The following is a 23,532-nucleotide window of genomic DNA, read 5'->3' on the forward strand; positions in this document are numbered from 1 at the left end:
CTTTGTCTGATAAAGTCACCGCAAAACCCTCGTCAAATGGCGAGGGTTTTGTTATGAATGCGGCATGTTACGCAACGTTTGCCTCAAGCATCCGATACACGCTGAAGAAAAAGCTGCGTCCGAGTCGATACGCCACGACCGGACAGACGGCTTTGTCGATCAGGGTTCAAACGCGCCAAGAACAACGGAAAATGCGTAGTTCGCGTCATTCCAGTGAACGCCTACCAGCCGCCCTACACCATTACCCAGGAAATCCTGAACCGGGTCGCCGCCATCAGCGAAGTCGTCGGTCGGCTGACCGTCCTCACCGACCAAGCGAAATCCTTGCGTTTGCGGCGCATCAACCGCATCCGCACCGTTCACGGCTCGCTTGCCATCGAGGGCAACACCCTAAGCGAAGCGCAGATCACTGCTATTCTGGAAGGCAAGCGCGTCATCGCCCCGCCCCGTGAAGTTCGGGAGGTGAAAAACGCCCTGGACGCCTATGACCACTTCGAAAACTGGAGGCCTGAGTCGGAAGAGGATTTGCTGGAAGCGCACCGGATCCTGATGTCCGGCCTGATCGACGAGGCCGGAATGTACCGACGCAGCGGTATGGGGGTGATGGCCGGACGGGAGGTGATCCACATGGCGCCCCCTGCCCACCGGGTGCCGCATCTGATGAATGACCTGTTCGGCTGGCTGGCCGCCACCGACGCCCATCCGTTGATTGCCAGCTCGGTCTTTCACTACGAGTTCGAATTCATCCACCCCTTCGCCGATGGCAACGGCCGATTGGGAAGGCTGTGGCAGAGCCTGATTCTGGCCCGCTGGAATCCCCTATTTGCCGACATCCCGGTGGAGAGCCTGATCTTCGAACACCAGGCCGAGTACTACCAGGCCCTCCAGGAAAGCACCCGACAAACCGATTCCGCGCCCTTCATCACCTTCATGTTGCGGATGGTTCTGGATACGGTGACCAGCTCGACCCCGGAAGTTGCACAGGAAGTCACCCCGGAAGTTCGACTGCTCTCAGCTCTTGGCAGAGAGATGCCCCGGCAGCAGCTCAAAGAGGCGCTCGGGCTCAAAGACGATGAGCATTTCCGTAAGGCTTATCTACTCCCAGCTTTGGAGGCCGGTCTGATCGAAATGACCATTCCTGACAAGCCGCGGAGCAGCAAACAGAAATATCGCCTGACCGACAAGGGCCGCCTTCGGCTGGCGCGGCATGGAGATGGCAACCGACCCCGCCCTGCCTGAACCGGGTCGGACAGCGAGGCGCCTTGGGGGCGGTATCGTGACCTCTGCACATCACGGCCATGCCTTTTATCGGACAATGAGCTGACCCTTAGAATCCGAAATTCAGAACCCCTTGAAACCCACAGCCCTCCCCGTACGCCTCATCATCGCGTCCCCCATGCGCGCCGCAACCTGACAACGGATCCGTAGCAGACGACATTGCTCAACAGTGCGCCGACAATCCAGGTCAGGGAGCTTGCCGCGAAGATCTCGGGGCCGAGTGTGACCAGGGTCACGTAGGCGAGAACGCAATATGCGGCAAAGTATCGGTTGACGACCTTGCCGACGGCGTTGATTTCATTTCGTGTCAGCCAGCATCCGCTCAATATGGCGCCGAGGGTCACAAAGAGCATCCCGCACAGCAGATAGAAAAGCGCAGGCGAGGTCGCGGCGTGAATCTCATGCAGGAACGCGTTGTGCGAACCGGAACCCAAGCCGAATTGCGGGCAGACGGCCAATGTCGCTGAACCGGTGGCAACTCCGATGAGCGTCAGCTTGGAGAAAACCCTCCATGGCGCGGGGCGAAGGTCCTTGGCCACGGTCCCGAGCACGGCGTCATCCATTCCCGCTGACGGGACGACCCTGTCGGCTTCGACGAACTCGACGAATTCCCGCAGGCGTTGCCGCTCCGTATCAATCCTCTTCATGTTTCCCTCCCCTGCCAGCAATGAGGCTTCGCAGCCTGCGCACGGCCCTGCTGATGATCTGGCGGGAATTGTCCGCCGAAGTCTGCATGCGCTCGGCTATTTCGGCAAAGGTCAACCCCTGGCTGAACCGCAGCTCCAGCGCCCGACGCTGGCTTTCGTTCAATCCCGAAAGTTCGGACAGGACCTCGTCCATGGAGCCGAGGCCCTGGTCGGGTTCCGCATAGGACTCCACGGGGTACTCCGAGTCCGTCATGTACTTCCGTCGGGCGGCCTTCTTGCGGACATGGTCGATCACCGCGTTTCTGGATATCGTGAAGAGCCAGGGCAAAAACGGGATGTCCGGCCGATAGTGATGCCGGTTTTGATGGAGCTTGGCAAAAATCGCCTGGAATGTATCCTCGGCCTCGCTCCGATCCTTGAGCTTGCCCATCAGAAACCCGAAAACCCGGCTCTTGTGCCGCCCGTACAGTTCCTCGAAAGCCTCCATATCGCCAGCGGCATACGACAACATGAGTTCCTCGTCGGTCAATTGCGTCACCTTTTCCCTGTTTCGTCATCCGAACCTCCCGCCACCCTGCCATGATGCCGCGTCCGCCGCGACTCCCTTCCGAAAAAGGCTGTCAGGGGCCCGGATGTGACGATCGATTCCGATGAGAGGCATTCCATCCCGTTGACTCGAAACGTCCCGATTCTGCCAGCCCCCTTTCATAGTGACAATACGAAGGCCGGGACGATTATGTGACAATTTTTTTTCTTCTGTCACAAATGGGCGTTCCGTTTCGTTCTTGTGGGCATAGACATCGACCAACCTATACGGAGGAACACATGAACACGCTGAACAACGGCATCAAGGGATTCTTGACGGTGGCATCGTTTGCCCTGGCGCTCCTGATCGCGCCTCAAATCGCCCAGGCCCATTGCGACACCCTCGACGGTCCGGTGGTGTCCGACGCCCGGACCGCCCTGGCCGACGGAAACGTCACCCCGGTGCTCAAATGGGTCAAGGCCGACGACGAACCGGAAATTCGGAAGGCGTTCGAAAAGACCTTGTCCGTGCGCAAGCTCGACGCCGGAGCGCGTGATCTGGCGGATACCTATTTCTTCGAAACCCTGGTCCGGGTCCATCGCGCGGGTGAAGGCGCCCCCTACACCGGGCTCAAGGCTGCCGGCACCGTGGAACCCGTGGTCGCCAAGGCGGATCTGGCGTTGGAACAAGGGAGCGGCGCTGATCTGGCCAAGACCATTGCCGCCCACGTCGAAAAGGGAATCCTCGAACGCTTCGGGCATGCCAACGAGACGAAAAAGCACGCCCGCGAGAGCGTCGATGCCGGCCGGAAGCATGTCGAGGCGTACGTGACCTATGTGCATTATGTCGAAGGGATCGTGAAGGCGGTCCACGGCGGCGCCCATCATGGCGAACAGGCCGCGTCCGGGGATCATCAGCATTGATTCTTCCTGCTTGGCAGCCACCGCAACAGTTCAGTGAATCGGCACCCCGACCAGGGGGTGCCATCACGAAGAGAGTGGCCCGAAGCTTCCCGGTAGATCAGGCGAAACAGTTAGGCCGGCCTTTCCCATGGCCCCGGCATTCCGGCAACAGCCCGACGCCTGCGAGCGGCTGGGCCCCGAAACGCATGAAGGAGAGCTTGGCTCTCCTTCATGCGTGCGCAGCATACCGCGCGAGGATTTGGAACATCATGCGAAAACAAGCCGAAAACTACACTTTCTTGGCCTGTTTCTCATTTTTTACTTGAGCTTTTTTGCTATCCTTTGCCGCCTTCTGTTTCTGCATTTTATCCTTGTCCTTCTTTCCGCCCTTGTCTCCCATGATGCGCTCCTGGTGTTGAAGTTCGTCAAGATGTGATAACCCTCATTCCCGGCAGGCTAAGCCTGTCGAGCGACGGGTCGATCCGTCCTCGGATGGGATTTGATGTTGCGGATAGCACTCTTTGCCGGCGGCTGCAACGTGGGCGGAGTTCCGGGCACAAATATCTTCAATCGTTCAAGGGGTTGTCGCGGGCTGCGCGGCTGCTATCCGCTCAAAGACATGCGCGCCGTTGTAGCTGCTACGCACCGGCGGGGCGCTGAACACGAATTCCAGGCCCGCCTCCCTGCTCCACCGGGGCGACATGAGTCCGGGGAAGGCAATGACGGGTTTCAGGGGAGCATGGCCTCAAGGGCGACGCGCAGCACTTCCCTGATGTCCATGGGCTTGGCCACGTAGCCGTTCATGCCCGCGGCCAGCATCCGTTCCCTGTCGCCGGCCATGGCGCAGGCGGTCAGGGCGATGACGGGGATGCTCCGGACCGCCTCTCCGGCTTGGCCGTCCCTGATGCGGCGGGTGGTCTCGACACCGTCCATCTCGTTCATCTGCACATCCATGACCACGAGGTCGAACGACTCGCCGCGCAGGGCGGCCAAGGCCTCCTGGCCGCTCCTGACGTGGGTCACTTCGGCCCCCTGTCTGCCCAGGAGCGCCACTCCGGCCAAGGCGCTGACGGCATCGTCCTCGACCAGCAGGACGCGCTTGCCCCGCAGGGACGCTCCGCTGCCGACGCCCCGAGGCTCCTTGCTACCCACGGACCGGCCTTCTCCGTCGAAACTCAAGGTGAATGCGAAGGTCGTGCCCTGCCCGGCCTCGCTGCTCACGGACATGTTTCCGCCCATGAGGTCCACGAGACGTTTGCAGATGGACAGGCCCAGCCCCACTCCCTTTCTCCCGCGGACGCAGCCTTCCCCAAACTGGGTGAACGGGTCGAAGAGCGTCTTGAGTTCCTCGTCGGAGATGCCGATGCCGCTGTCCGTGACCGAAAAGAAGACGCGGGGCGCGCCGGGACGCAACGGCGGCAGCGCCCAGGCTTCAACGCTTATCCGGCCGGAGGTCGTGAACTTGCAGGCGTTGTCCACGAGATTGATGAGAATCTGCTGCAGCCGGACCGCATCGCCGTCGATCCGCTCCGGCAGGGCCGAATCCAGGTCGAACCGTAGCTCGATCCCGCTGCCGGCGACCAGAGGCGCGAACAGCTCCCGGACCTGACCGAAGATGTCCGCAAGGCTCATGGGCGCGGCCACGATGTCGAGCCGGCCGGCCTCCATGCGGGAAAAATCCATGATATCCGTCAGCAGGCGGACCAGACGGTCGCAGGACCGCACGGCCATGTTCACGAAGGAGGCCTGGTCCGCGCTCAGGTCCGAGGACTGCAGCAGCTGGAGCATGCCCATGACCCCGTTGATGGGCGTGCGGATCTCGTGGCTCATGCTGGCCAGGAAGGCCGACTTGGCCCTGTTGGCATTTTCGGCCTGCTCCTTGGCCCTCTGCAGGGCCTCTTCGGAGAGCCGACGCTCCGTGATGTCCTCGCCCGAACAGACCACGTACTCGACCTTTCCGTCGGGCCCGAGCTTGGGCGACTTGAGGATCGACAGCAGCCGGAGCTCGCCGGAGAAATGCGGCACCCACTCGTCGGTGCGTATCGGCCGACCGTTGGAAAACACCTCGCTGTTGCCCTGCCGGCAGACATCCGCGACATCCTCGGGATAGATGTCGCGCAGCTTCCGGAACGCCATCTCCCCGATGCTCCGGCCGCAAAACGCCGCATGGGCCTCGTTCACGGCCCCATACGTCTCCTCGTCCTTGAGATACCAGACCTGGGTCTGCATGTGGTTGAGGAGAATGCCCTGCTCTTCCGCCGCGTTGGTGAGCAGGCTCTCGCTTCGCTTGAGCCCGGTGATGTCCATGGCAATCCGGACCCGGGCCGGGCGTCCGTCCAACCAGGTCACCTGCCGGTCGAAATACAACCTCCATTTTCCGCTTACGGGGTCGAGATGCTCCCAGGTCGACACGCCGTCGGGACGAGCCTCCACGCCGCGCGCGCCCGGCGTGGAGCCGGGAGCGCCCGATGCCCCGGCGCAATCCTGCACGATGCGGTCGCCCTCCAGGCTCTCGCGCAGGGACAAATTCATGAAGAGTATCGCCTGCGTGGCCTCGTCGATGACGCAGATCTCCGCAGGGACACTGTCGAGGATGGCCCGCAGGGCGGTGTTCCCGGCTTCGAGTTCCCGCTCCATGCGCTTCTGCTCCGTCACGTCCCTGGCCGAACCGACGGTCCCGATCATTTCCCCCGCACCATCGAACAGCGGAGCCTTGCGCACGTCCAGGAACAGAAACTTTCCCATGACGTTGCCGTACTCGTCGAACTGCCTCTCCGTCCCGGAGTCCATGGTCATCTGGTCCGTGTCGCTGCAGATTTCCCCGAAGCTGTGCCAGCCGGGATCTTCGGGATGCCTGGCCCGTTCCCTCTCGGCGAAGAAAAGGTCCGTCCTGCCAACGGGCTCCATCGTATCGACGGCCCCCAGCAGCTTCTCGCAGATGGCCTTGTTGGCGAAGATGTACTTCTTCTCCAGGTCCTTGGCCCAGATCATATCCGGCACGTTGTCGCAGATGAGTCTGAGCATCGTGTCGAGCTGCTGGCTCTTGCGCTCCATGGCCTTGCGGGCCGCGACCTCCTCCTTCTGCTGCGTGACGTCGGTGGCCACGCCGTGCATGACCAGCCCGCCGTTCTCGGCCACCACCACCCCCCGGTCGTGCAGCCACTTGTAGCTGCCGGACCCGTCGAGCACGCGGTATTCGACATCGTGCACCCCGGACCGGGCGCGCTTCTCCAACGATTTCCTGTACAGGCCGATATCGTCGGGGTGAATGCGGTCGGTCCAGAACCCGTCCTCGGCCTCCCCGGGCTGGAAACCCAGAACCTGCCGGATCTGGGGAGAGCAATAGTGTCCCCCCGTCCCGCTCAGGTTTCTGGAATAGACGATGGCCGGGATGGTCCGGATCAGACGCTGCAGGTCCTCATGGGCCCGCTGGGCCGACCTCTCCGCTTCATGGCGCAGCGCCAGCTCCCTGTTGGCCTCGGCCACGGCCATCGAAAGGGCGGCGGTCCTTTCCTTGATGGTTTCGCTCAGGTCCAGCTGGGTGCAATGAAAGAGCCGCTGCGCCTCGATCCAGTCAGTGATGTCCCAGAAGACGATGCACGCAGTGTCGTCCCCACCGGAATTCAGAATTTCGGCCTGGACCTGCATATCCCTGCGCACGCCGTCCTTGCGCTCCACTTCGACCACCATGGGTTCCGGCGGGGCGCCGTCGAGCACGCGCTGGAAGAAGTCGCGGAAGGCGCCCGCCCCGCCGTCGCACACATGCCGGGAAAAATGCTCCAGCGAAGGAACGCGGACCGAGGAATAGCCGAGCATGCGGCACAAGGAGCGTGACCAGCTGTGCCTCCCGGTGCGGATACCGACGGTCCACAGCCCGCACCCGTTGAGGGGCTGGAATTGCCATGCGCCTGCGGAGTTTGCCGAGGTGCCATTTTCGGAAGGGGCCTGGCCGTGGCCGAGAAAGAAATTGGCCACCGGGGTGTTCAGGGCCGAGGCCGCCTTGGTCAGAAAATCCAGCGATGGTTTGCATTCCCCGCGTTCGATCTGTCCGAGATGCTGCTTCGAAACTCCGATGGCCTCGGACAGGCTTTCCTGAGTCAGACCACGCAGTTGGCGAAACAACCTCAGCCGTGTCCCGACACCTTTTCGAACCATGATACCTCACCAAATGCGGACGACCTGTGGAGAATGAAATTCCTGGGCGATCCTGCGGACCGCCATAACCTGCCAACATCCCAGCCGAAGATTTACCCGAAGCGTGGAAATATTTGAACAAGGCTCCATCTTGCTTTTGCAAAAAATAAGGGCTCGGCGTTTTGTGGACAATATACGTGAAGAAGCGAGACTGCGTAATGTCAAAAAACGTCTTACACGTTCCAAGCAGTGACGCATATTTCGCCAATGTCATACAGTTGACTGGAACGTATTCAGAATAAATGATTTTACGCGGCCTACACGAATTGTTTCACGAAACATCCCTTGCTGGAATTTCCAGGGCTGCAGGCATGCTCGCGCCCAATGACGGGTCAGGCTGCGCTACGGGGAGGTGAGCAAGGCTTAAGTGGCGGACGATGAGGGCCGGAGCCCTCATCGTGGAGGCGGGAGAGGCTATTTCAGGGCGTCGACAAAGGCGCGGGCGGCGCGGCGCAGATTCCCGGACCAATCCTCGGCCAGGGGGTCCAGGCGCACGACCGTCGCTCCGATCTGTTTCGCAATGACGGAGGCGCTCTTCTCCGAAAACTGCGGCTGCACGAAGACGACTTTCGCTCCCGTCTCCCTGCCCATGGCGATGACGCGTTCCATGTCTTTGGGGCTCGGTTCCTTGCCCTCGATTTCAATGGCCGCCTGCTTCAATCCATAGGCCTTGGCGAAATAGCCCCAGGAGGGGTGGAAGACGAGAAACGTGCGGCGGTCTGCGGGTAGGACGGACAGTATGGCGCGGATCTCGGCGTCCAGGCGGTCGAGATCCTGCATGAAGGCGTCGGCGTTGGCGGCGTACTCCTGCGCGCCGGCCGGATCGGCCTTGGACAGCCCGTCGCGGATGTGGCCGACCTGGATCTTGACCAGGGCCGGGTCCAGCCAGATGTGCGGGTCGAGGGAGCCGTGACCGTCCGCATCCTCAACCGCCGTCCGGCCGGCCTGCGCGGCGTCGTCATGATGCTCCCCCGCGTGTCCGTGACTCTCGTCATCATCGTGATGATGGGCTGCCATGGGAATCTTGGCGATGCCCTCGGCCGTATGCACGACGGCGATCCCCGGGCTCGCGCCGACGATGCGCCCCAGCCAGGTCTGGTCGAAGGAGTCCCCGATGGTGAAGTAGACGGACGCCCTGGCAAGCTCGGCCATCTGTCTGGGCCGCGGCTCGTAGGCATGAGGGTTGGCGCCGGGCTCGACCATGATCGACACGGGCGCCTTGCCACCGCTGACCTTGTCCACGAAATACTTCTGCGGCGCGACCGTCACGAAGACCGAAGGCGCGGCCAGGGCCGTTCCCGCACAAAGGACGAAGGCCAATGTCAGCAGCCGGATGCGATTTTTCATGTTTCCCCCATGATTTTGAAACGATGTTTATGCAACAGACTTGCATCCAGTCAAGGGAAGCGCAGCCTTGTCGCACAACGTCAAGATGACCGGCCGAGGGAAACCTGCTCAGGAGAGGCCAGAGGGTGCGCAGCCATACCGTCGCGCCGCCAACGATTGCATGGCTGCGGCCTGCCCGTCTGTCGCGGCTCATCTAGCGAAGTTCGTTGATGTCCACATGCCGTCCGCAGCACGGACAGCGCATGGGGACGCCGAACCGGGCGTTGACGCTGTAGACGTGCAGGATGCCCCGCTTCGTGATCACGTACGCCACCAGGACCGGATGACCGCATTCACAATAACGCTGTTGCATGGGATACCTCCTTGAAATCACACATTAACATTTGTTAATTGCCCGGACAAAAAAAAACTACGCGTAGGCGCGGCTGCTCCACAGCACGCGACCGATGACCCGCAAGGTGTCCATCTCGTCGCCCTGCAGGGTGACTGGCGAATAGCGCTGGTTGGTGCTGAAGAGGATGACGAGCCCGGGACGGACCTGGACCCGCTTGACCTGAATGGTCTCGCCCAGCCCGATCACGTAGAGCCGGTTGTCGGAAACCCGGTTCTGGCTCTGGTCGATGAGGATGGTGTCGCCGGGCTCGATTTCCGGGGACATGCTGTCGCCGACGACATCCATGGCCACCATCCGCGCCGGGTTGCCCTTGCGGGCCAGCCAGGCGCGCTCGAAAGGAAGTTCGTCGATGACGGCGTCGCCGAGCTCCAGGGAGCCGCCGCCGGCGCAGGCCCTGGCCGCGACCTTGGGCACGAGCGCTGTCCGCCCCTGCTCGTGCTGGTGCATGGGACCGGCGCCCGTCCGGAGCCACTCGGGGTTGAGACCGAACTTCGCGGCCAGGGTCAGCCCCCAGGACTTGGGCACCCCCCGCGATTTGGCCAGGGTGATGGCCGCCGGGTCGATGCCCAGAAGGGCCGCCAGCTCTTTCTGCGTCCCGATGCCGGTGGCCCTGGCCACTCTCTGAAAAAAATCGTCGAATTTCATGCGTGCTCCGTGCAGACACACTTAACATAAGTTAATTATGAGTCAAGAAAAAAAGTACGTACCAGCCTGTAACAGTGATGATTCCCAATCCTTTCAGGATGTTCGAAAAAAATGCTTGACCTCGGGCACGACCGCGCCTAGTAAGCGTTTTCCCGATGCGCCCGTAGCTCAGTTGGATAGAGTGCCTGACTACGAATCAGTAGGTCGCATGTTCGAATCATGCCGGGCGCACCACGAATGCAAGGGAGCTGGCCGCTCCCACCCCCTGAAAACCCCTCCCCGCGAAAGCGGCGGGGGGTTTTTCGTTTTCGGATCGCCACCGCCCTCTCACCGTCATGGCGTGCGCCGAGAGTTCGCGCGGTCTCCCGCAACGTCGCCCCGCATCCTGAAAGGCGGCGCCTTCGTCTTGCCGGAGACCTCCCGGATGGGTTATGTGAACCCTCGGCCGGCGCGGCGCGCCCTTGACCTGTCGCACGCCGGCCAACGGCGAATGCAGCCTCGGGGCGCACGACCCCGATATGTCCCTTCCGTCACCCTTCGCAGGAACCATGCGCAATGACGAACGACGCCCACGAGCCCGACACAGCCTCACTTCGCCCAAACGGCCCCTTTTCGGATGCGGACCTGCCCATCGACGCGAACGGGCGCATCTACCACCTGCAGTTGAAGCCGGAGCAGATTGCCCCGGACATCCTGCTGGTCGGCGATCCCGGCCGGGCGGAGTTCATCGGGTCGTACCTGCTGCGCGAGGTGGAGGTCGCCCGGGAACACCGCGGCCTGATCACGGTGACGGGAACGGCGGAGATCACGGGCGGCAGAACGACCGTCATCTCTCCCCTGCGGACCACGGTGGCCACGTCGGGCATGGGCACGCCGTCCCTGGAGATCGTGCTGAACGAACTGGTGGCCCTGCATGAGATCGATTTCGCCACGCGGACGCGCAGGAAGGATTTCCCTCCCCTGACGGTCATCCGGGTGGGCACGTCCGGCGCTCTGCAGGCGGACATGCCGCTGGGCACGTCCATCGTCACCTCCTACGCCGTCGGCATGGACAACACGGGACTTTTTTACGAGGCGCCCTGCCCCGACTCGACCTGCGAGCGGCTGGAGCGGGAACTGGAAAGCGCCGTCCGGGCAGCCATGCCCCCCGCTTCCCGCTTCCATGGCCGCATCCGTCCCTATGTCTCCCGCTCCGACCCGGCCGTGGCCCAAGCCCTGATGCAGGCGTCGGCCGACCTCGGACTGCGGGCCAGGCTCGGCCTGACGGTCTCGAACAGCGGCTTCTTCGCCCCACAGGGACGCGACGTTTCCCGCCTCGCTCCGAGCGTCCCCGAACTCGACCGGGTCCTGGCCGACTTCGATCCGTCTCTCGGCGGCCAGCGGATCGAAAACATGGAGATGGAAGCGAGCTTCCTGTGCCACCTCCTGGGCGGCCTCGGCCACCGGGCCGGCGTCATCTGCCCTGCCGTCGCCAACCGCCGTGCGGAAACCTTCGACCACGACTACCTGGACGCCGTGGAGCAAGCCACCAGGGCCGCCCTGCTGGCCATGACCGAGATCCGGCGGCAGGACCGCAAGCACGGCTGATCGTTCCGGGCCGCTCCCAGGCACGGGGCCGGAGCATGTCCCGAACACGCAGGACCGTACAGGGACAGCCTGCTCCCTCGGCGCTGCAGGATGCGGTCGCAGTCATTGCGGGGCCGAAGCCAAGAAATGCTGACAAAATCAATCAGGATTCTTGATTTCACGCAAAGAAGAAGCTAATACTCATAGGCAAGGACTCCACGTCGTCCCGGTTTTGTCGCGGAGCAGGAAAGGACGAACAAATCTGAAACGGCAGGACGGACCAGGGAGGCAGGCTATGGCGGCGACACCCTCCACGAAGCTGCAGCATCTCATCTACAGGAGCTTCCTGACAAGCGCGCTCATACCGCTTGTGGTGATAGAACTCGTCCTGTTGTGCATCTACTTCGGCATCACGCATTACATCTCGCTCAAGTATCGCGACACCCTCCTCCAGGAGGCCACGACCAGCCTGCAGGAGATCACGAGCCGAGAGGCCTGGAGCATCGACAGCCAGCTCAGGGACGTCACGCGGCATGCGGTCATCATGCAGCGGGACCACGAGCGTTTTTTCCGCGACCTGTCCGCATGCAACCTGCCGCAGGGCGAACCGCAATTCCGCCGCCACGCCAACGGCGCGCTGTACAAATCCGAAAACAACGGCGGCGCGAGCCTCTACTATTCCTCGGCCACGTCCATCGGCCCCGAGGAAATGCGCAAGGCCCGATGCAGCGAGGTCCTGGACCCGCTCCTGGAATCCATCGTCAGGAGCACGCCCATCATCAGCCAGGCCTATCTCAACACCCGGGACGACATGAACCGCCTCTACCCATTCATGCCCGACGCTCCGGGCCAGTACGGGCCGGTTTTGAGGATGCGGGACTACAACTTCTACTATGAAGCGGACGAGGAGCACAATCCGGAGCGAAAACCCGTCTGGACAGGCGCCTACCTCGATCCGGCCGGACAGGGCTGGATGACTTCCGTCATCGTGCCGATCTACAACGGAGACCGGCTCGAAGGAGTCAGCGGCCTGGACGTGACCATCGAGAGCTTCATCAAACACGTACTCGACCTCAGGATGTCATGGGACGCGAAACCCTTTCTGGTCGACGACAAGGGCACGATCCTGGCCATGCCCGCCAGCGTGGAGGCCATCTTCGGCCTGCGCGAACTCACCCGCCACGAATATGACGAGAACATCCGCACAACCATCGAAAAGCCGAGCGAGTACAGCATCTTCAACATCCGCGACAAGACGATCGCGGAGCAGATGAAACGGGTGTTCGACTTCAGGCATCGCATTGCGGAGATGGACACCGGCGGCGCCAGCTACCTCGTCAGCCAGGAGATCGTCCCGGAGACCGGCTGGCGTCTGATCACCCTGGTCGACAAGGCGGTCATCTTCGGAAAAATCGATGAATTCAGAAAGTTCACCAACTCCATCGGATTCGCCGCCGTGGCGCTCATGGCCGCCTTCTACGCAGCCTTCTTTCTGTTTCTGCAGCGCAAATCGGTCCGCATGGCCAGGAGAATCGCCACGCCCATCGAGCGCCTGACGGAGTTGACGAGCACGCTCCTGGGCACGAGACGGCCTCCTGCCCTGGAAGAGGTCGGCATCGCCGAGATCGATCACCTCGGAAAGAACTTCCACGAGATGGGCGCGCAACTGGACGAACGGACCAGGGAACTGATCGAATCGAGAATCCGCGAACAGCACAAGGAATCTCAGGCCGAGCAGCTCGAGTGGCTGGCCATCACCGACAGGCTCACGGGCATCTACAACCGCCTGAAGCTCGACACTGTCCTGCAGGCCGAGATCGACAGGGGCAGGAGGAGCGAGCGCCACTTCGGGATCATGCTGCTCGACATCGACCACTTCAAGCTGATCAACGACAGCTACGGACACCAGACGGGGGACGACATCCTGAAGCACCTCGCCCAACTCCTGAAGGCCGGCATTCGCGGAACCGATACCGTCGGCCGTTGGGGCGGCGAGGAATTCATGGTCATCTGCCCGGAAACGGACGAGCAGGGGCTCATCAATCTGGCGGAAAAGCTGCGTCTGGCCATCGACAGCCAAACGTTCCCGGTGATAGGAAAGCTGACCGTCAGTTTCGGTGTCTCCGCGAACCAACCGGACGACGGCATATCGGACATCATCGCCAGGGCGGACAAGGCCCTCTACACGGCCAAACACCTGGGCCGCAACCGGGTGGAAAAGTGCCCAACACTTTTGCACTAACCGGAGCCTGGGGCCGCCAGGCCTTCGGGACAAACCGCCCAGGCATGGAGGTGCGTCATGAAATTCTTCTCCAGGAAGACGTCCCGTGCGGCCGACCCCGTCGTTGACCGTCTCGTGAGGCGCATTGCCGAGCAGAACGCCATCGACGCCTCTTCGGACGCCAAATGCGCCGCTGCGCTCACCGAGGCGGTGCAGGCGGCCTGCGACTACGCCCGCGCCATGATCGACGAACTGGGCGAACCTTTCGTCCTGGACCGCAAGCGGGCCACGGGCAGCGCCCTGGGTCCCATCCTCTTCGGCGACCGCAAGGACGCCCTGGACGCCCTGCGCAATTCGCCCAAAATCAGGAACGTGTTCGCCGACCCTCATGTGCGCGAATGCGTCTTTCTCCTGACCATGCACCGCAGGGAGTACGTCATCTTCGGGACGGAAATCGAAGGGGAGATGATCCGGCGGGACGTCATGCAGGACGCCGTGGAGTTCAGGGACCACAATTTCTCCGCTGCCGCCCCGTCACTTGCGGAACTGCGGGACCTGCTGACCGAAAACGTGGTCCTTTTCCTGGCCGACCTCGCCCCCGAACGTTTGCGGCGGGACGAAACGGTGCGGACCCAGATCCACCATTCCGAAGAAATGCTCAAGGCGCAGATGAAAACGCTCGATTACGCCCTGCGCGAAAGCAGGCCCTTTGCTGCGCCGACGCCCCTGCACGCCAAGGTTTCGCAGGGGACCAGGGAAATGGACGGGCTTCTGGAGAGGCTTTCGACCCTTTCGGCCAAGTCGGATCCGATGAAATGCCTGCAGGAGATCCGCGACATCCTCCTTGCGCCGCAGCACCATGTCCGGCTGGAGGCGGTGGAGATGCAGGTCGGGGATTTCGGGGTCAAGTCGAAGACGGGGAAGTTCATCCGCTTCCACGAGTGCGTCCTCGGCGACGACGAGCGCCTCGCCGTCTTCATGGCCTCCATGGACCGCGACAACGCCCTCTATCTCTGGCCTGACCTTGAGGGCTGAGGGCCCGTAACCGTTGGCCGCAAGAGATTCGCGACGGAGCAGGATGACGCTGCAGACCATGGATCAAGCATGGCCAAGGGACGCGGTCCGTTCTTAACGCGCAGCGTCAGCTCTTGTATTTCTTCGACAGTGCGTCCATCAATGCATGAAATTCCTCATGTTTGCCCAATCCGATACGCTCAATCTCAAGTTTCTCGAAATTTTCATATAACTTTTTATCATCGTCGGCGCTCAAAATTTTCTCCGCCATCGGGAACAATACGTTGTTCTCCTTGAAGATATGTTGATTCAGCAAGGAAACATATTCTTCCACGGCATTTCGAAACGCATCGGTCTTCATCCCGCGCACCGTGAAATCTCCGAGCGCATTTTTCATGTCCGCGACATGGCGGCGACCACGTTCGTGCTCGTGCAGCATGACGCCGATCGGTCCGCCGTCCCGGGCCACACCAGCCGCCTCCAGGGCCGGGAACAGAAAATCCTCTTCCTTTCCGTGATGGCACTTGTCGACAAACACCGTCAAAAATTCCATGATCCCTTCGAGTTCTTTCTTTGGGACACTTTCGCCTGCAACGATCAAATTCGTCACAGATTGCAAAATGCCAAGCATCACCTGAATACCTTCGTGCTCATTCATCAGCTCTTGCGTGGATTTCATCTCATCCCCCCAAAACTCAAAAATGCGTCACTTGCGGGAAACATTCTCCAAATACTCCTGCAATGCTATCGCATGATTGAATTCCTTGTTTGTACTTGCATACAGGAGCGTCACATTTCCGCTCCGAGCCAATCCGACAATTCTTTCGACTGCATCAGGGCGGCCATCCAGTTCGGCAAAATATCTTCTCTTGAACTCCAGCCACTTCTCCGGCTGATGGTCGAACCACTTTCGCAGCTCGGCGCTCGGGGCAACCTCCTTGACCCAAACCCCTTGAAGATTTTCCTTGCTCACGCCCCGCGGCCAAAGGCGGTCCACCAGAATTCTGGAACCGTCGTCACCGATTGGATCGTATACCCTTTTGATGGTGATGCCCATATCAGACACCCGGATCGCATGCAGGGGCGACACGTTCGCCCCTTCATGCATTTCTTCAGTTATTTCAGGTAACCCGTCTGATCGGAGAGAACAGGAAGAACGACAACGCGCCTGGCGTAGAATCACATCCGTCAGCGTCGCATTCGCTCAATCCCGGAACCCGCTCTCACGATGCTTCGCGGCAATGGCGTCCGCCATTCTGTTGAGCGCTTCGAGGGTTTCCTCTTTCGGCAGCCCCTTGCACAGCACCGGCTCCAGCACCTCGACCTTGAGATTGGGGATCATGCCGGCCAGCGTTTCGACGGTCTTGCCGCCCCATCCGTAGGAACCGATGACGGACAGGTACTGCGCCTTGGGCCGCAGGGCGTTGGCCAGGAAGGCCGCGTACGCGGCCAGGGGGTGCGGTCCGGCCAGCACCGTGGGCGCGCCGACGATGATGGTACCGGCATCGACCAGGGCCATGGCCAGCTTGCCGATGTCCGTCACCGCCAGATTGAAGAGTTCGACCTGCACCCCCCTTTCGGCCAGCGCCGCGGTCAGGTGGTCGACCATGCGCGCCGTGCTGCCGTGCATGGACACGTACGGCAGGGCCACGAGATTGCGCGGCGGAGCCGAAACCCACTCACGGTAGGCCTCGATGATCCACCCCGGACTGTCGTAGATCTGCCCGTGGCTTGGCGCCACCATGGCGATGTCGTACTCCGCGAGCTTGTCCAGATTCTTGGCGAGGATGTTGCGGAAAGGCATCATGATCTCGGCGAAATAGCGCTTGGCGGCCTCGTGCACCCGGCACTTGTCCGTGACGAAGAGGTCGCTGCTGGCGATATGCGAGCCCAGAAAGTCGCAACTGAAGAGGATTTTGTCCTCGACCAGATAGGTGGACATGGTCTCGGGCCAGTGCGCCCAGGGCGTGTGGATGAATTTGAGGGTCTTGTCGCCCAGGGACAGGGTTTCCCCGTCGGCCACGACCACGAACCTGTCTTCCGGGATGTTGAGGAGGTCCATGAGCATGGGCTTGGCCTTGGCGGTGGTCATGACCTTGGCCTCGGGAAAGCGGGCCAGCACCTGCGGGATGGCGCCCGAATGGTCCTGCTCGGCATGCTGGGACACGACATAGTCAATGCGCTCGACGCCATCCAGGTACGTCATGAGCGTCTGCACGAACTCCGGGTCGACGGCGTCGATGAGCACCGTCTTTTCAGACCCCTGGACCAGGTAAGCGTTGTAGGTCGTTCCATCCGGCAACGGGACAAGCGAATCGAACAGCCTTCTGTCCCAATGGACCACCCCAACCCAATACACCGACTCTGCGATCTTTCTCATTTTTCACTCCATTGACGTGTGTCACCATGAAAAAAACAGATTTACCCATTCCAGTTCTTCCATGACAAGCATTTTGGAAAAAATAAACCAATATCGGAACAATGGAATTTCGCGTCGGCTGCCACAACCCGACCAAGACCATTTATGAACGATATCAGGATGCTGATTGAGCAAATGGCGAGAGCTTGCTTCGCCAGGGCACTTGAACTAGAATTTTTTGCAGGAGGACGACCTCCCCCGCTTCGGGAAGAATGCCCAGGACGGCCTGGCCCTTGGAACAAGGAGGGCTCATGTCCTGGATGTATCTGCTGCTTGCCGGAGTTCTCGAAGTGGTCTGGGCCTCTTCCATGAAACTGTCCCACGGCTTCACCCGTCCAATCCCGTCACTCGTCACGCTGGTCACCATGACAGGCAGCTTCTGGCTCCTGGCCATCGCCATGCGCGCAATCCCCCTTGGCACCGCCTACACTGTCTGGACAGGCATAGGCTCGATCGGGGCGTTCATCGTCGGCGTCACGTTCCTGGCCGAACCGTTCAACGTGATGCGAATCCTCGCGGCCGGACTCATCGTGTCCGGCCTTGTCTTGATGAAGCTCTCAAGCTCCTGAATGACACCCTGGTGAATTGGAAAAGGGTGACTGTCGAGTTGACAGAAAAAAAGGGGCTTGAACCCTGTCATTCTTGGTACGGAGGTGCGACTCAAACTCGCAAGAGATTGCCCTCGGTTGATATTGAGACCAGACTAGGGGCTTTCACTGGCCGCATGCTGCCGAAAATGCAGGTTTTTCATGCGATCGCTTGAGAAATGCTCTGTTTCAAGAAAAAAGGTGACATGGATGGCCCTATTCTAATGCGCGATTTCATGTGAACACGTTTTGGCACTCATCTTGATAAATCATCCTGTTTTAGAAATCCGATTGATTTCTCGTCCCCGCTCGATTAATTTAGAAAATGCCAGCATCGTAAAATAACAACACGACTTATTTTAGATTCGCGGAAGGCAGGATGAAACGAGAACTCCAAGGCAGATACGTGATCATTTCGACGGTGGGCGAGAAAGCTCAAGCCTTTGTTCCCGCCCCGTTGCCTCCGCGTCCGCCCATCGACTGGACACCAGAGTTGCGGAACAAATTCGACCTGGCGCTCCTGGCGCTTGGGAGACTGGACAGCGTTTCGACCTTGCTCCCGGACACCTCGCTCTTCCTGTACATGTACGTCCGAAAAGAAGCAGTGCTCTCATCCATGATCGAGGGTACGCAGTCCTCACTGTCGGACCTGCTGCTCTACGAATTGGACCAGGAACCCGGGGTGCCGCTGGATGACGTGCGGGAAGTCAGCAACTACGTCGCGGCTCTTGATCACGGCCGGCGCCTCCTGGATGGTGGGCTGCCTTTGTCGCTGCGGCTGTTCCGAGAGATTCACGGGGTGCTTCTCAACAAGGGGCGAGGCAGCGGCCTGACGCCGGGCGAATTCCGACGCAGCCAAAACTGGATCGGCGGCACCCGGCCAGGCAATGCTGCCTTTGTCCCTCCTCCCGCCGAGCACGTACTCGAGTGCATGAGCAATCTCGAACGTTTCCTCCACGACCAGCCCGAGCCGACCCCGGTGTTGCTCAAGGCGGCGTTGGCTCATGTGCAGTTCGAGACCATCCACCCGTTTCTCGACGGCAATGGCCGCCTGGGCAGGCTGCTGATCACCCTGCTCCTTTACGACCAGAAGGTGCTGCGAGAGCCGATGCTCTACCTCAGCCTCTACTTCAAAACCCACCGCCAGTACTACTATGAACTGCTCAACAATGTTCGACTGACAGGAGACTGGGAAGCCTGGCTCGACTTCTTCGCCGAGGCCGTCATCGTCACCGCCGGTCAGGCGGTGGAAACGGCCCGGCAGCTCATCGCACTCTCGAACCTTGACCGCGACAAAATCAGCGGGCTTGGCCGGGCGGCAGCGTCCACCCTGCACATTCACCGGGCTCTGTTGGAGCACCCTATCGCCACTTCCGGCTCGTTGGCAGAGAAGACCGGCCTCACCCCGGCAACCGTCAACAAGTCCCTCGCCCACCTGGAACAACTCGGCATCGTCAAGGAGTTGACCGCCAGGAAGCGCAACCGATTGTTCAGCTATGCCGCCTATATTGAGATTATGAATAGCGGAACGGAACCGCCAGGACGATGATTGAACGGTGATCGACACCTCGAGGAATTTGGAGAAAGGTGACTTTCGAGGTGACAATGAAAAAGGGTCCGCGAACTGTTTCATTCGCGGACCCTTGTCATTCCTGGTACGGAGGCGAGACTCGAATAGAACATTAACATACTGCAATAAAAAATCTTTCACTCAAAACAAGCAGGCACATGTATGCAAAATATACAAAAAATGCAGATTTTTGAAATAAATCATGAATCAGGAAATTTTCGCCAGAAAATCGAAAAAACCGATGAATGAGAATCCCGCTTTGAGACACGAATCCGGTCCTCCCTCCCCTATTATTTCTCTCTGACGCTTTCAACGCATGAAGGGTCCAGTCCGCATGCGCAGCCGCTCAAGCTCCGGGTTCGCCGGGGATGATCAATTTTCTTCCAGCATTTCCTCTTCGAGTTCTTCGTTCATCAGGGCCTGCAGCCTCATTTCAAATTCCTCATGTGGAAGCCTCTCCATGGCCAAGGTCTCCCGATACTCTGCAGCCCGAGCCAACAGTGTGAAATGAGCAGTAATGCCTAGTTCGCTGATGGCATCCCGAATCTCAGTCAAACCCAGGCGAAAAAACTCTTTCCGCGAGTTCACTTTGTTCACTCGGAGTTCGTTGAATTTCTTATGCAGTGCCGTTTCCAATGATGGGGCATCCTCGCTGAAGATCATGGCGTGAATGTCGAAGGGGAACGGCACCGAGGCATCCCCGAGCTCTCGCACGCGGTCCAGGGGCTCAAGGCGCCTTGTCAGGCCGATCTTGAACACGTCCCCGCCGAATGAGCCAACATTCGAAATCACATAGACGTGCCCGGAACGCGTCTGTTGTGCCATGGAAAGAGCGCGCTGAGCCCGGGCCTCGGCTTCTTGAAGTTTTTCCATGAGGTCGGCCAGCTGTTGCTCGTATTTGGCCTTTTGGCTCTCCGAAGCCTGCGCCATTTCCGCCCTGGCCTTTTCAAGTGCGGCCTGGATCTTGGCCTCATCCTTCGCGGCGTCCCGGATGGCTTTTTCGTATTCGCGCCGGGCTCGCTCCTCCTCCCTGATCCGTTCCCTGATGGCCCGCTGCTCTTCCCGTTCCAGCTCCTTGAGTTCGACAAGAATTGCGCCCCACCGAAGCTCTTCGAGCCTGGCGTCCCGGAACTGTTCGGTGATTCGAGCGTTCCTGAAGGCCCTGCCGTTCTTATTCACCAAGGCAAAAGAATCGAGTATCTCTTGGCGCAGTTTGCCGACATTGTCAGCCTTGGTTTTGGCCAGGACCGTGTCCACCTTGCCGTTGAACGCGTCGATGACAAAGGCGATCGCCGTCTTCCGCCTGATGTCTTCTACATAATCGCACGTGGCTGCGCGGCCCTCTTTGATCATGGCCTTGCTCGTCGTCCTGGCCTGCTTCAATTTTTCACCAGCGTCCGTAAAGCCGAACTCTTCAGCAAGGTCGTCCAAAATACTGCGAGATGGAACAATGTACTCGTCACCATAGCCATCGATGACGTTTTTTAGTGCGTTGGCAATTTCTTGGTATTCACTTGCTTTATCACGTGCAGTGAGGGCGTCGGCAGCTATTTCCTGCGCTTGCGCCTTTGCTTTGCTGACCAGATATTCGGCATCTCTTCGGGCCTGCTGAATTTGCGCATTGGAATGCTTCAGGGCCTCTTGCATGGTATTATGTGCCTTAGTCTCCGCTTCACGCAACGTCTCGGCGGCCTTGTTTTGAGCTTGATCCAGTAGCATCTTTGCCTGGGTCATCGCGTTTTGCGCATTCGTCATGATTTCGTTGGCTTTGTCTTCAGCGTCTATCAATGGCTTATAACGCTCAAGTCGGGCATCGGCATTCGCGAGTGCGGTCTGGACACTATGAAGCTCCTCTTCGAGGACAGAAACTCTGTGCTCCCTTTCGCCACATCGAGTCGCCAGATCGTGATTCTCCGCGCGGAGACCTCGTTGTCTTTTTGTAGCCACAACCCAAAGGACTAGAAAGACGCCTGCCACCAATAACGCTCCCAGAACGAAAACAAGCCCTACCGCACTCAGATCCATGCCACCCTCCAGAGCATCCAATTTTGGGGCGACTTATCACGCTTTCAGCTATCGGTCAGCAACAAATATTGTCATACATGGCTTGAAAATTAAGAGGCCTCGGGCAGCCCGCGGACTCGACTTGTATTGTAGGTAGATGCAACTCACCTGCCCTGCCCGCTCGTCGTCTCCCTCCATGTTCCGTCACAGGTGGTTTTTTCTTGACGGTGAATCTCCAGTTCGACATAAGGTGAAAGATTGGAGGATCTTGTCATGAAAACCATTTCCTGCAGCATGCACGCCCTGAAGTTCCACGAGTGCAAGAAGAGAAAAGGCCACGACATGCGCGAGCAGAAGAAGATGCCGCGGAACATCGACCCGGCCAGAATCTGCCGCAATACAGTGGTGATCCCCACGCCAACGGCCAAGGAGGCCCTGAACCTGATGAATCGGGTCAAGGCCGAAGCCCGCGCCAGGCAACGGTTCAGCCCGGCCCGGAACAACCTCATTTTTGACGGCATCCTCTCCTTCTCTCACCAAGCCCAGAAGATCGTCCACGCCCTGGATGAGCAGGAGCAGCTGCGCAGAATCCTGCAATCCATCAGTGACGTCTGCAACCTGCACAGGGCCCGCCTGATCGGCCTCACGATCCACAGAGACGAGTACGCCCTCCACGTCCACTTCCAGATCCTCGCGGCAGGTGACGACGGCCGCATGCTTCGAATTGGGCCACGCGACTGCAGGCGGCGCCAGGACGTGGCAGCCATGGCGTGGAGTGACCTCGGCATCACCCGGGGGAAGTCCAAGAAGCAGAGGATTGCTGACGGCGAATCGTGGCGGAAGACAAACAAGATGAACGTGGAGCAGATGCACAAGGAGTTGCCCCGTCAAATTGCGGAGTTGGAAGCCCAGAAGGCGGCGCTCGCGCAAGAACGGGACTGGCTCTATCAGGAGGTTCTGAGGCTCCAGATGGAGCGCAAGAAGATCCTTGAGGACCTTGGAATCGCCCAAGAGGTCTTCGCGTCTGAAGAAGGGATTAAGGCGCGCCTGGAACAGTCTGAGGCCGGCCCAAGGCCTGGCCTGGCTAAGCCAAGGCAATGATCGGCATTTCCTGGCTATTCAGCAGCCTTTTTGTCTGGTGGCCTTCGGATCTGCTTGAAGTAGTCGGTCAGGCTCCAGACGGCGTACATGGTGCCGATTCCACCAACTGAAACGGCGAACACAGTCCACCACGCTGCGCCGTAGATTTGGTGCATTGAAGACTGCGCCTGGGCCAGCGTCAGGAAGCCCTGAAGGCCGGAAAATAGGGCGAGAACGATGAGGATGGTGATGCAGGCCGGGATCATGCGGGGCCTCCGTTCATTTGGTCTTATATGTGAACCGTTTTCCTCACTTTGGGCATTCTGGTGGCATGTGAGTGATGCCCTGACCTATCAGCCGCGGGCGTGGGGACTTACGGGTGCAACGCTTGCTGTCTCAAATCTTCGGCTTCCTTCTCTGTGAGGATACCAGCAGCGCGCCATTGTTCGATGGTCTCCAAATCTCTTTTGATCTCCGGGCGAAGCGGGCCAGTAGCTTGAGCGGGGCTCTTTCTGGAAGCAACGGTTCTTTGTGTTCCGCACCCCTTCATGTCGATAGCTTTTCGGACGGCCTCTTTCTCGCCGCGGACGTTGGCCAGTTCTGCCGCTTCGATACCATCCCCGTTTCCATAGCCGATCCAAAACGCTTGGATCATGCTTGTCTGGCGTCTCTGCTCTTGCGCCACCACAAGCTGATTCTCGCGTCGAGCCAGTGAGCTCAGTTCTGCAGAAAGCTGCTCACACGTGTAATTCTGGTATCTCACCTCCGAAGTGTAGGCACCGGAAATTTGGGAAGGCGGGGTGGCCAGGTTGAAGCACCCTGCAGTCAAAGCAGAAATGATGGCCAACAACAGAAGCGTTTTTTGCATAGGCTCCTCTCATTTTTTTCAGGCCGCCTACCATTCTTTTTTGTGACGGTCAGCAAGAAATGTTGTCATACAGCCAAGTGCAAACGAAAAGTCCCGCCTCCACAACGGAAGCGGGACTCCCCCCCCCGCGTCTGGTCTTTCGTGGGAGGCAACTAAAAAAGTAACCGGGCCTCACTGTGAAGCCCGGCCTGGCCCGTGCGCGTCACTTCGCCGTGGCCGAAAGAAAAAAACCCGCCCCGGGGGGCTCTCCTCTGAGACGGGCCCAAACCC

The 23,532-nt window shown here is 59.9% G+C and carries 20 protein-coding genes and 1 tRNA gene; 9 read left to right on the forward strand and 12 right to left on the reverse strand.

Going from position 1 to position 23,532, the window contains the following annotated elements; genetic code table 11:
• The first annotated feature begins 213 nt into the window (after positions 1-213).
• Positions 214-1,239: a Fic family protein gene (locus ACZ5AC_RS07575; protein WP_464250338.1), complete on the forward strand. Its 1,026-nt coding sequence runs from the start codon at positions 214-216 to the stop codon at positions 1,237-1,239.
• A gap of 143 nt (positions 1,240-1,382) precedes the next feature.
• On the opposite strand, the gene ACZ5AC_RS07580 is transcribed toward ACZ5AC_RS07575, so the two are convergent.
• Both ACZ5AC_RS07580 and ACZ5AC_RS07585 read right to left on the reverse strand, forming a co-directional pair.
• Entirely contained in the window at positions 1,383-1,925 is a 543-nt protein-coding gene (locus ACZ5AC_RS07580) for a hypothetical protein (RefSeq protein WP_464250339.1), read from the reverse strand.
• Complete coding sequence (locus ACZ5AC_RS07585; RefSeq protein WP_464250340.1) at positions 1,912-2,436, reverse strand: RNA polymerase sigma factor; 525 nt, start codon at positions 2,434-2,436, stop codon at positions 1,912-1,914. Before ACZ5AC_RS07585 ends, ACZ5AC_RS07580 begins: the two co-directional genes overlap by 14 nt.
• Before the next feature lie 314 nt (positions 2,437-2,750).
• Here ACZ5AC_RS07585 and ACZ5AC_RS07590 point away from each other — a divergent pair, with 314 nt between their 5' ends.
• Positions 2,751-3,374: a DUF6448 family protein gene (locus ACZ5AC_RS07590; protein WP_464250341.1), complete on the forward strand. Its 624-nt coding sequence runs from the start codon at positions 2,751-2,753 to the stop codon at positions 3,372-3,374.
• Positions 3,375-4,082: 708 nt separating this feature from the next.
• Here the strand turns inward: ACZ5AC_RS07590 and ACZ5AC_RS07595 are convergent.
• The 4 genes from ACZ5AC_RS07595 to ACZ5AC_RS07610 all read right to left on the reverse strand — a co-directional run bounded on the left by ACZ5AC_RS07595 (position 4,083) and on the right by ACZ5AC_RS07610 (position 9,933).
• Positions 4,083-7,508, reverse strand: coding sequence for a PAS domain S-box protein (locus ACZ5AC_RS07595; protein WP_464250342.1), 3,426 nt, complete (start codon positions 7,506-7,508; stop codon positions 4,083-4,085).
• A gap of 453 nt (positions 7,509-7,961) precedes the next feature.
• Entirely contained in the window at positions 7,962-8,894 is a 933-nt protein-coding gene (locus tag ACZ5AC_RS07600) for a metal ABC transporter solute-binding protein, Zn/Mn family (RefSeq protein ID WP_464250343.1), read from the reverse strand.
• A 193-nt stretch (positions 8,895-9,087) separates the two neighbouring features.
• Positions 9,088-9,246, reverse strand: coding sequence for a hypothetical protein (locus tag ACZ5AC_RS07605; protein WP_464250344.1), 159 nt, complete (start codon positions 9,244-9,246; stop codon positions 9,088-9,090).
• Positions 9,247-9,303: 57 nt separating this feature from the next.
• Complete coding sequence (locus ACZ5AC_RS07610) at positions 9,304-9,933, reverse strand: LexA family transcriptional regulator (protein ID WP_464250345.1); 630 nt, start codon at positions 9,931-9,933, stop codon at positions 9,304-9,306.
• Between the two features lie 157 nt (positions 9,934-10,090).
• Here ACZ5AC_RS07610 and ACZ5AC_RS07615 point away from each other — a divergent pair.
• From ACZ5AC_RS07615 to ACZ5AC_RS07630, 4 genes are all read left to right on the forward strand, one after another.
• Positions 10,091-10,167: transfer RNA gene (locus ACZ5AC_RS07615), tRNA-Arg, on the forward strand.
• Between the two features lie 321 nt (positions 10,168-10,488).
• Entirely contained in the window at positions 10,489-11,520 is a 1,032-nt protein-coding gene (locus ACZ5AC_RS07620; RefSeq protein ID WP_464250346.1) for a nucleoside phosphorylase, read from the forward strand.
• A 274-nt stretch (positions 11,521-11,794) separates the two neighbouring features.
• The gene (locus tag ACZ5AC_RS07625) at positions 11,795-13,741 is read left to right on the forward strand and encodes a sensor domain-containing diguanylate cyclase (RefSeq protein ID WP_464250347.1); all 1,947 of its coding nucleotides are present in this window, start codon (positions 11,795-11,797) and stop codon (positions 13,739-13,741) included.
• Positions 13,742-13,798: 57 nt separating this feature from the next.
• A complete protein-coding gene (locus ACZ5AC_RS07630; protein WP_464250348.1) occupies positions 13,799-14,755 on the forward strand; it encodes a hypothetical protein in 957 nt (318 codons plus the stop codon).
• A gap of 106 nt (positions 14,756-14,861) precedes the next feature.
• On the opposite strand, the gene ACZ5AC_RS07635 is transcribed toward ACZ5AC_RS07630, so the two are convergent.
• The 3 genes from ACZ5AC_RS07635 to ACZ5AC_RS07645 form a co-directional block, all read right to left on the reverse strand.
• On the reverse strand, positions 14,862-15,413 hold the full coding sequence (locus tag ACZ5AC_RS07635) for a hemerythrin domain-containing protein (RefSeq protein ID WP_464250349.1): 552 nt from the start codon (positions 15,411-15,413) through the stop codon (positions 14,862-14,864).
• A 27-nt stretch (positions 15,414-15,440) separates the two neighbouring features.
• Positions 15,441-15,791 carry a DUF488 domain-containing protein gene (locus tag ACZ5AC_RS07640; protein WP_464250350.1) on the reverse strand — a complete coding sequence of 117 codons (351 nt, stop codon included), beginning with the start codon at positions 15,789-15,791 and terminating at the stop codon, positions 15,441-15,443.
• Between the two features lie 147 nt (positions 15,792-15,938).
• Positions 15,939-17,114, reverse strand: a complete 1,176-nt coding sequence (locus ACZ5AC_RS07645) for an FprA family A-type flavoprotein (RefSeq protein ID WP_464250351.1) — start codon at positions 17,112-17,114, stop codon at positions 15,939-15,941.
• Positions 17,115-17,404: 290 nt separating this feature from the next.
• On the opposite strand from ACZ5AC_RS07645, the gene ACZ5AC_RS07650 reads away from it, so the two are divergent.
• Complete coding sequence (locus tag ACZ5AC_RS07650; RefSeq protein WP_464250352.1) at positions 17,405-17,722, forward strand: DMT family transporter; 318 nt, start codon at positions 17,405-17,407, stop codon at positions 17,720-17,722.
• A 397-nt stretch (positions 17,723-18,119) separates the two neighbouring features.
• Positions 18,120-19,289, forward strand: coding sequence for a Fic family protein (locus ACZ5AC_RS07655; RefSeq protein WP_464250353.1), 1,170 nt, complete (start codon positions 18,120-18,122; stop codon positions 19,287-19,289).
• 393 nt (positions 19,290-19,682) lie between these two features.
• On the opposite strand, the gene ACZ5AC_RS07660 is transcribed toward ACZ5AC_RS07655, so the two are convergent.
• Positions 19,683-21,335 carry an SNIPE associated domain-containing protein gene (locus ACZ5AC_RS07660; protein ID WP_464250354.1) on the reverse strand — a complete coding sequence of 551 codons (1,653 nt, stop codon included), beginning with the start codon at positions 21,333-21,335 and terminating at the stop codon, positions 19,683-19,685.
• A gap of 252 nt (positions 21,336-21,587) precedes the next feature.
• On the opposite strand from ACZ5AC_RS07660, the gene ACZ5AC_RS07665 reads away from it, so the two are divergent.
• Positions 21,588-22,415: a plasmid recombination protein gene (locus ACZ5AC_RS07665; RefSeq protein ID WP_464250355.1), complete on the forward strand. Its 828-nt coding sequence runs from the start codon at positions 21,588-21,590 to the stop codon at positions 22,413-22,415.
• 14 nt (positions 22,416-22,429) lie between these two features.
• Here ACZ5AC_RS07665 and ACZ5AC_RS07670 read toward each other — a convergent pair whose 3' ends face one another.
• Positions 22,430-22,660 (reverse strand): hypothetical protein, encoded by a 231-nt coding sequence (locus ACZ5AC_RS07670; protein WP_464250356.1) that lies wholly within the window; start codon positions 22,658-22,660, stop codon positions 22,430-22,432.
• Between the two features lie 107 nt (positions 22,661-22,767).
• Positions 22,768-23,262: a hypothetical protein gene (locus ACZ5AC_RS07675; protein ID WP_464250357.1), complete on the reverse strand. Its 495-nt coding sequence runs from the start codon at positions 23,260-23,262 to the stop codon at positions 22,768-22,770.
• Positions 23,263-23,532: the final 270 nt, after the last annotated feature.

The sequence above is a fragment of the Desulfomicrobium aestuarii genome (assembly GCF_055385525.1).

Excerpts from the sequence above, each read along its gene's own strand:
- ACZ5AC_RS07580 (WP_464250339.1), bottom strand. The coding sequence starts at position 1,925 with ATGAAGAGGATTGATACGGAGCGGCAACGCCTGCGGGAATTCGTCGAG.
- ACZ5AC_RS07585 (WP_464250340.1), bottom strand. The coding sequence starts at position 2,436 with ATGTTGTCGTATGCCGCTGGCGATATGGAGGCTTTCGAGGAACTGTAC.
- ACZ5AC_RS07590 (WP_464250341.1), top strand. The coding sequence starts at position 2,751 with ATGAACACGCTGAACAACGGCATCAAGGGATTCTTGACGGTGGCATCG.
- ACZ5AC_RS07595 (WP_464250342.1), bottom strand. The coding sequence starts at position 7,508 with ATGGTTCGAAAAGGTGTCGGGACACGGCTGAGGTTGTTTCGCCAACTG.
- ACZ5AC_RS07600 (WP_464250343.1), bottom strand. The coding sequence starts at position 8,894 with ATGAAAAATCGCATCCGGCTGCTGACATTGGCCTTCGTCCTTTGTGCG.
- ACZ5AC_RS07605 (WP_464250344.1), bottom strand. The coding sequence starts at position 9,246 with ATGCAACAGCGTTATTGTGAATGCGGTCATCCGGTCCTGGTGGCGTAC.
- ACZ5AC_RS07610 (WP_464250345.1), bottom strand. The coding sequence starts at position 9,933 with ATGAAATTCGACGATTTTTTTCAGAGAGTGGCCAGGGCCACCGGCATC.
- ACZ5AC_RS07620 (WP_464250346.1), top strand. The coding sequence starts at position 10,489 with ATGACGAACGACGCCCACGAGCCCGACACAGCCTCACTTCGCCCAAAC.
- ACZ5AC_RS07625 (WP_464250347.1), top strand. The coding sequence starts at position 11,795 with ATGGCGGCGACACCCTCCACGAAGCTGCAGCATCTCATCTACAGGAGC.
- ACZ5AC_RS07630 (WP_464250348.1), top strand. The coding sequence starts at position 13,799 with ATGAAATTCTTCTCCAGGAAGACGTCCCGTGCGGCCGACCCCGTCGTT.
- ACZ5AC_RS07635 (WP_464250349.1), bottom strand. The coding sequence starts at position 15,413 with ATGAAATCCACGCAAGAGCTGATGAATGAGCACGAAGGTATTCAGGTG.
- ACZ5AC_RS07640 (WP_464250350.1), bottom strand. The coding sequence starts at position 15,791 with ATGGGCATCACCATCAAAAGGGTATACGATCCAATCGGTGACGACGGT.
- ACZ5AC_RS07645 (WP_464250351.1), bottom strand. The coding sequence starts at position 17,114 with ATGAGAAAGATCGCAGAGTCGGTGTATTGGGTTGGGGTGGTCCATTGG.
- ACZ5AC_RS07650 (WP_464250352.1), top strand. The coding sequence starts at position 17,405 with ATGTCCTGGATGTATCTGCTGCTTGCCGGAGTTCTCGAAGTGGTCTGG.
- ACZ5AC_RS07655 (WP_464250353.1), top strand. The coding sequence starts at position 18,120 with ATGAAACGAGAACTCCAAGGCAGATACGTGATCATTTCGACGGTGGGC.
- ACZ5AC_RS07660 (WP_464250354.1), bottom strand. The coding sequence starts at position 21,335 with ATGGATCTGAGTGCGGTAGGGCTTGTTTTCGTTCTGGGAGCGTTATTG.
- ACZ5AC_RS07665 (WP_464250355.1), top strand. The coding sequence starts at position 21,588 with ATGAAAACCATTTCCTGCAGCATGCACGCCCTGAAGTTCCACGAGTGC.
- ACZ5AC_RS07670 (WP_464250356.1), bottom strand. The coding sequence starts at position 22,660 with ATGATCCCGGCCTGCATCACCATCCTCATCGTTCTCGCCCTATTTTCC.
- ACZ5AC_RS07675 (WP_464250357.1), bottom strand. The coding sequence starts at position 23,262 with ATGCAAAAAACGCTTCTGTTGTTGGCCATCATTTCTGCTTTGACTGCA.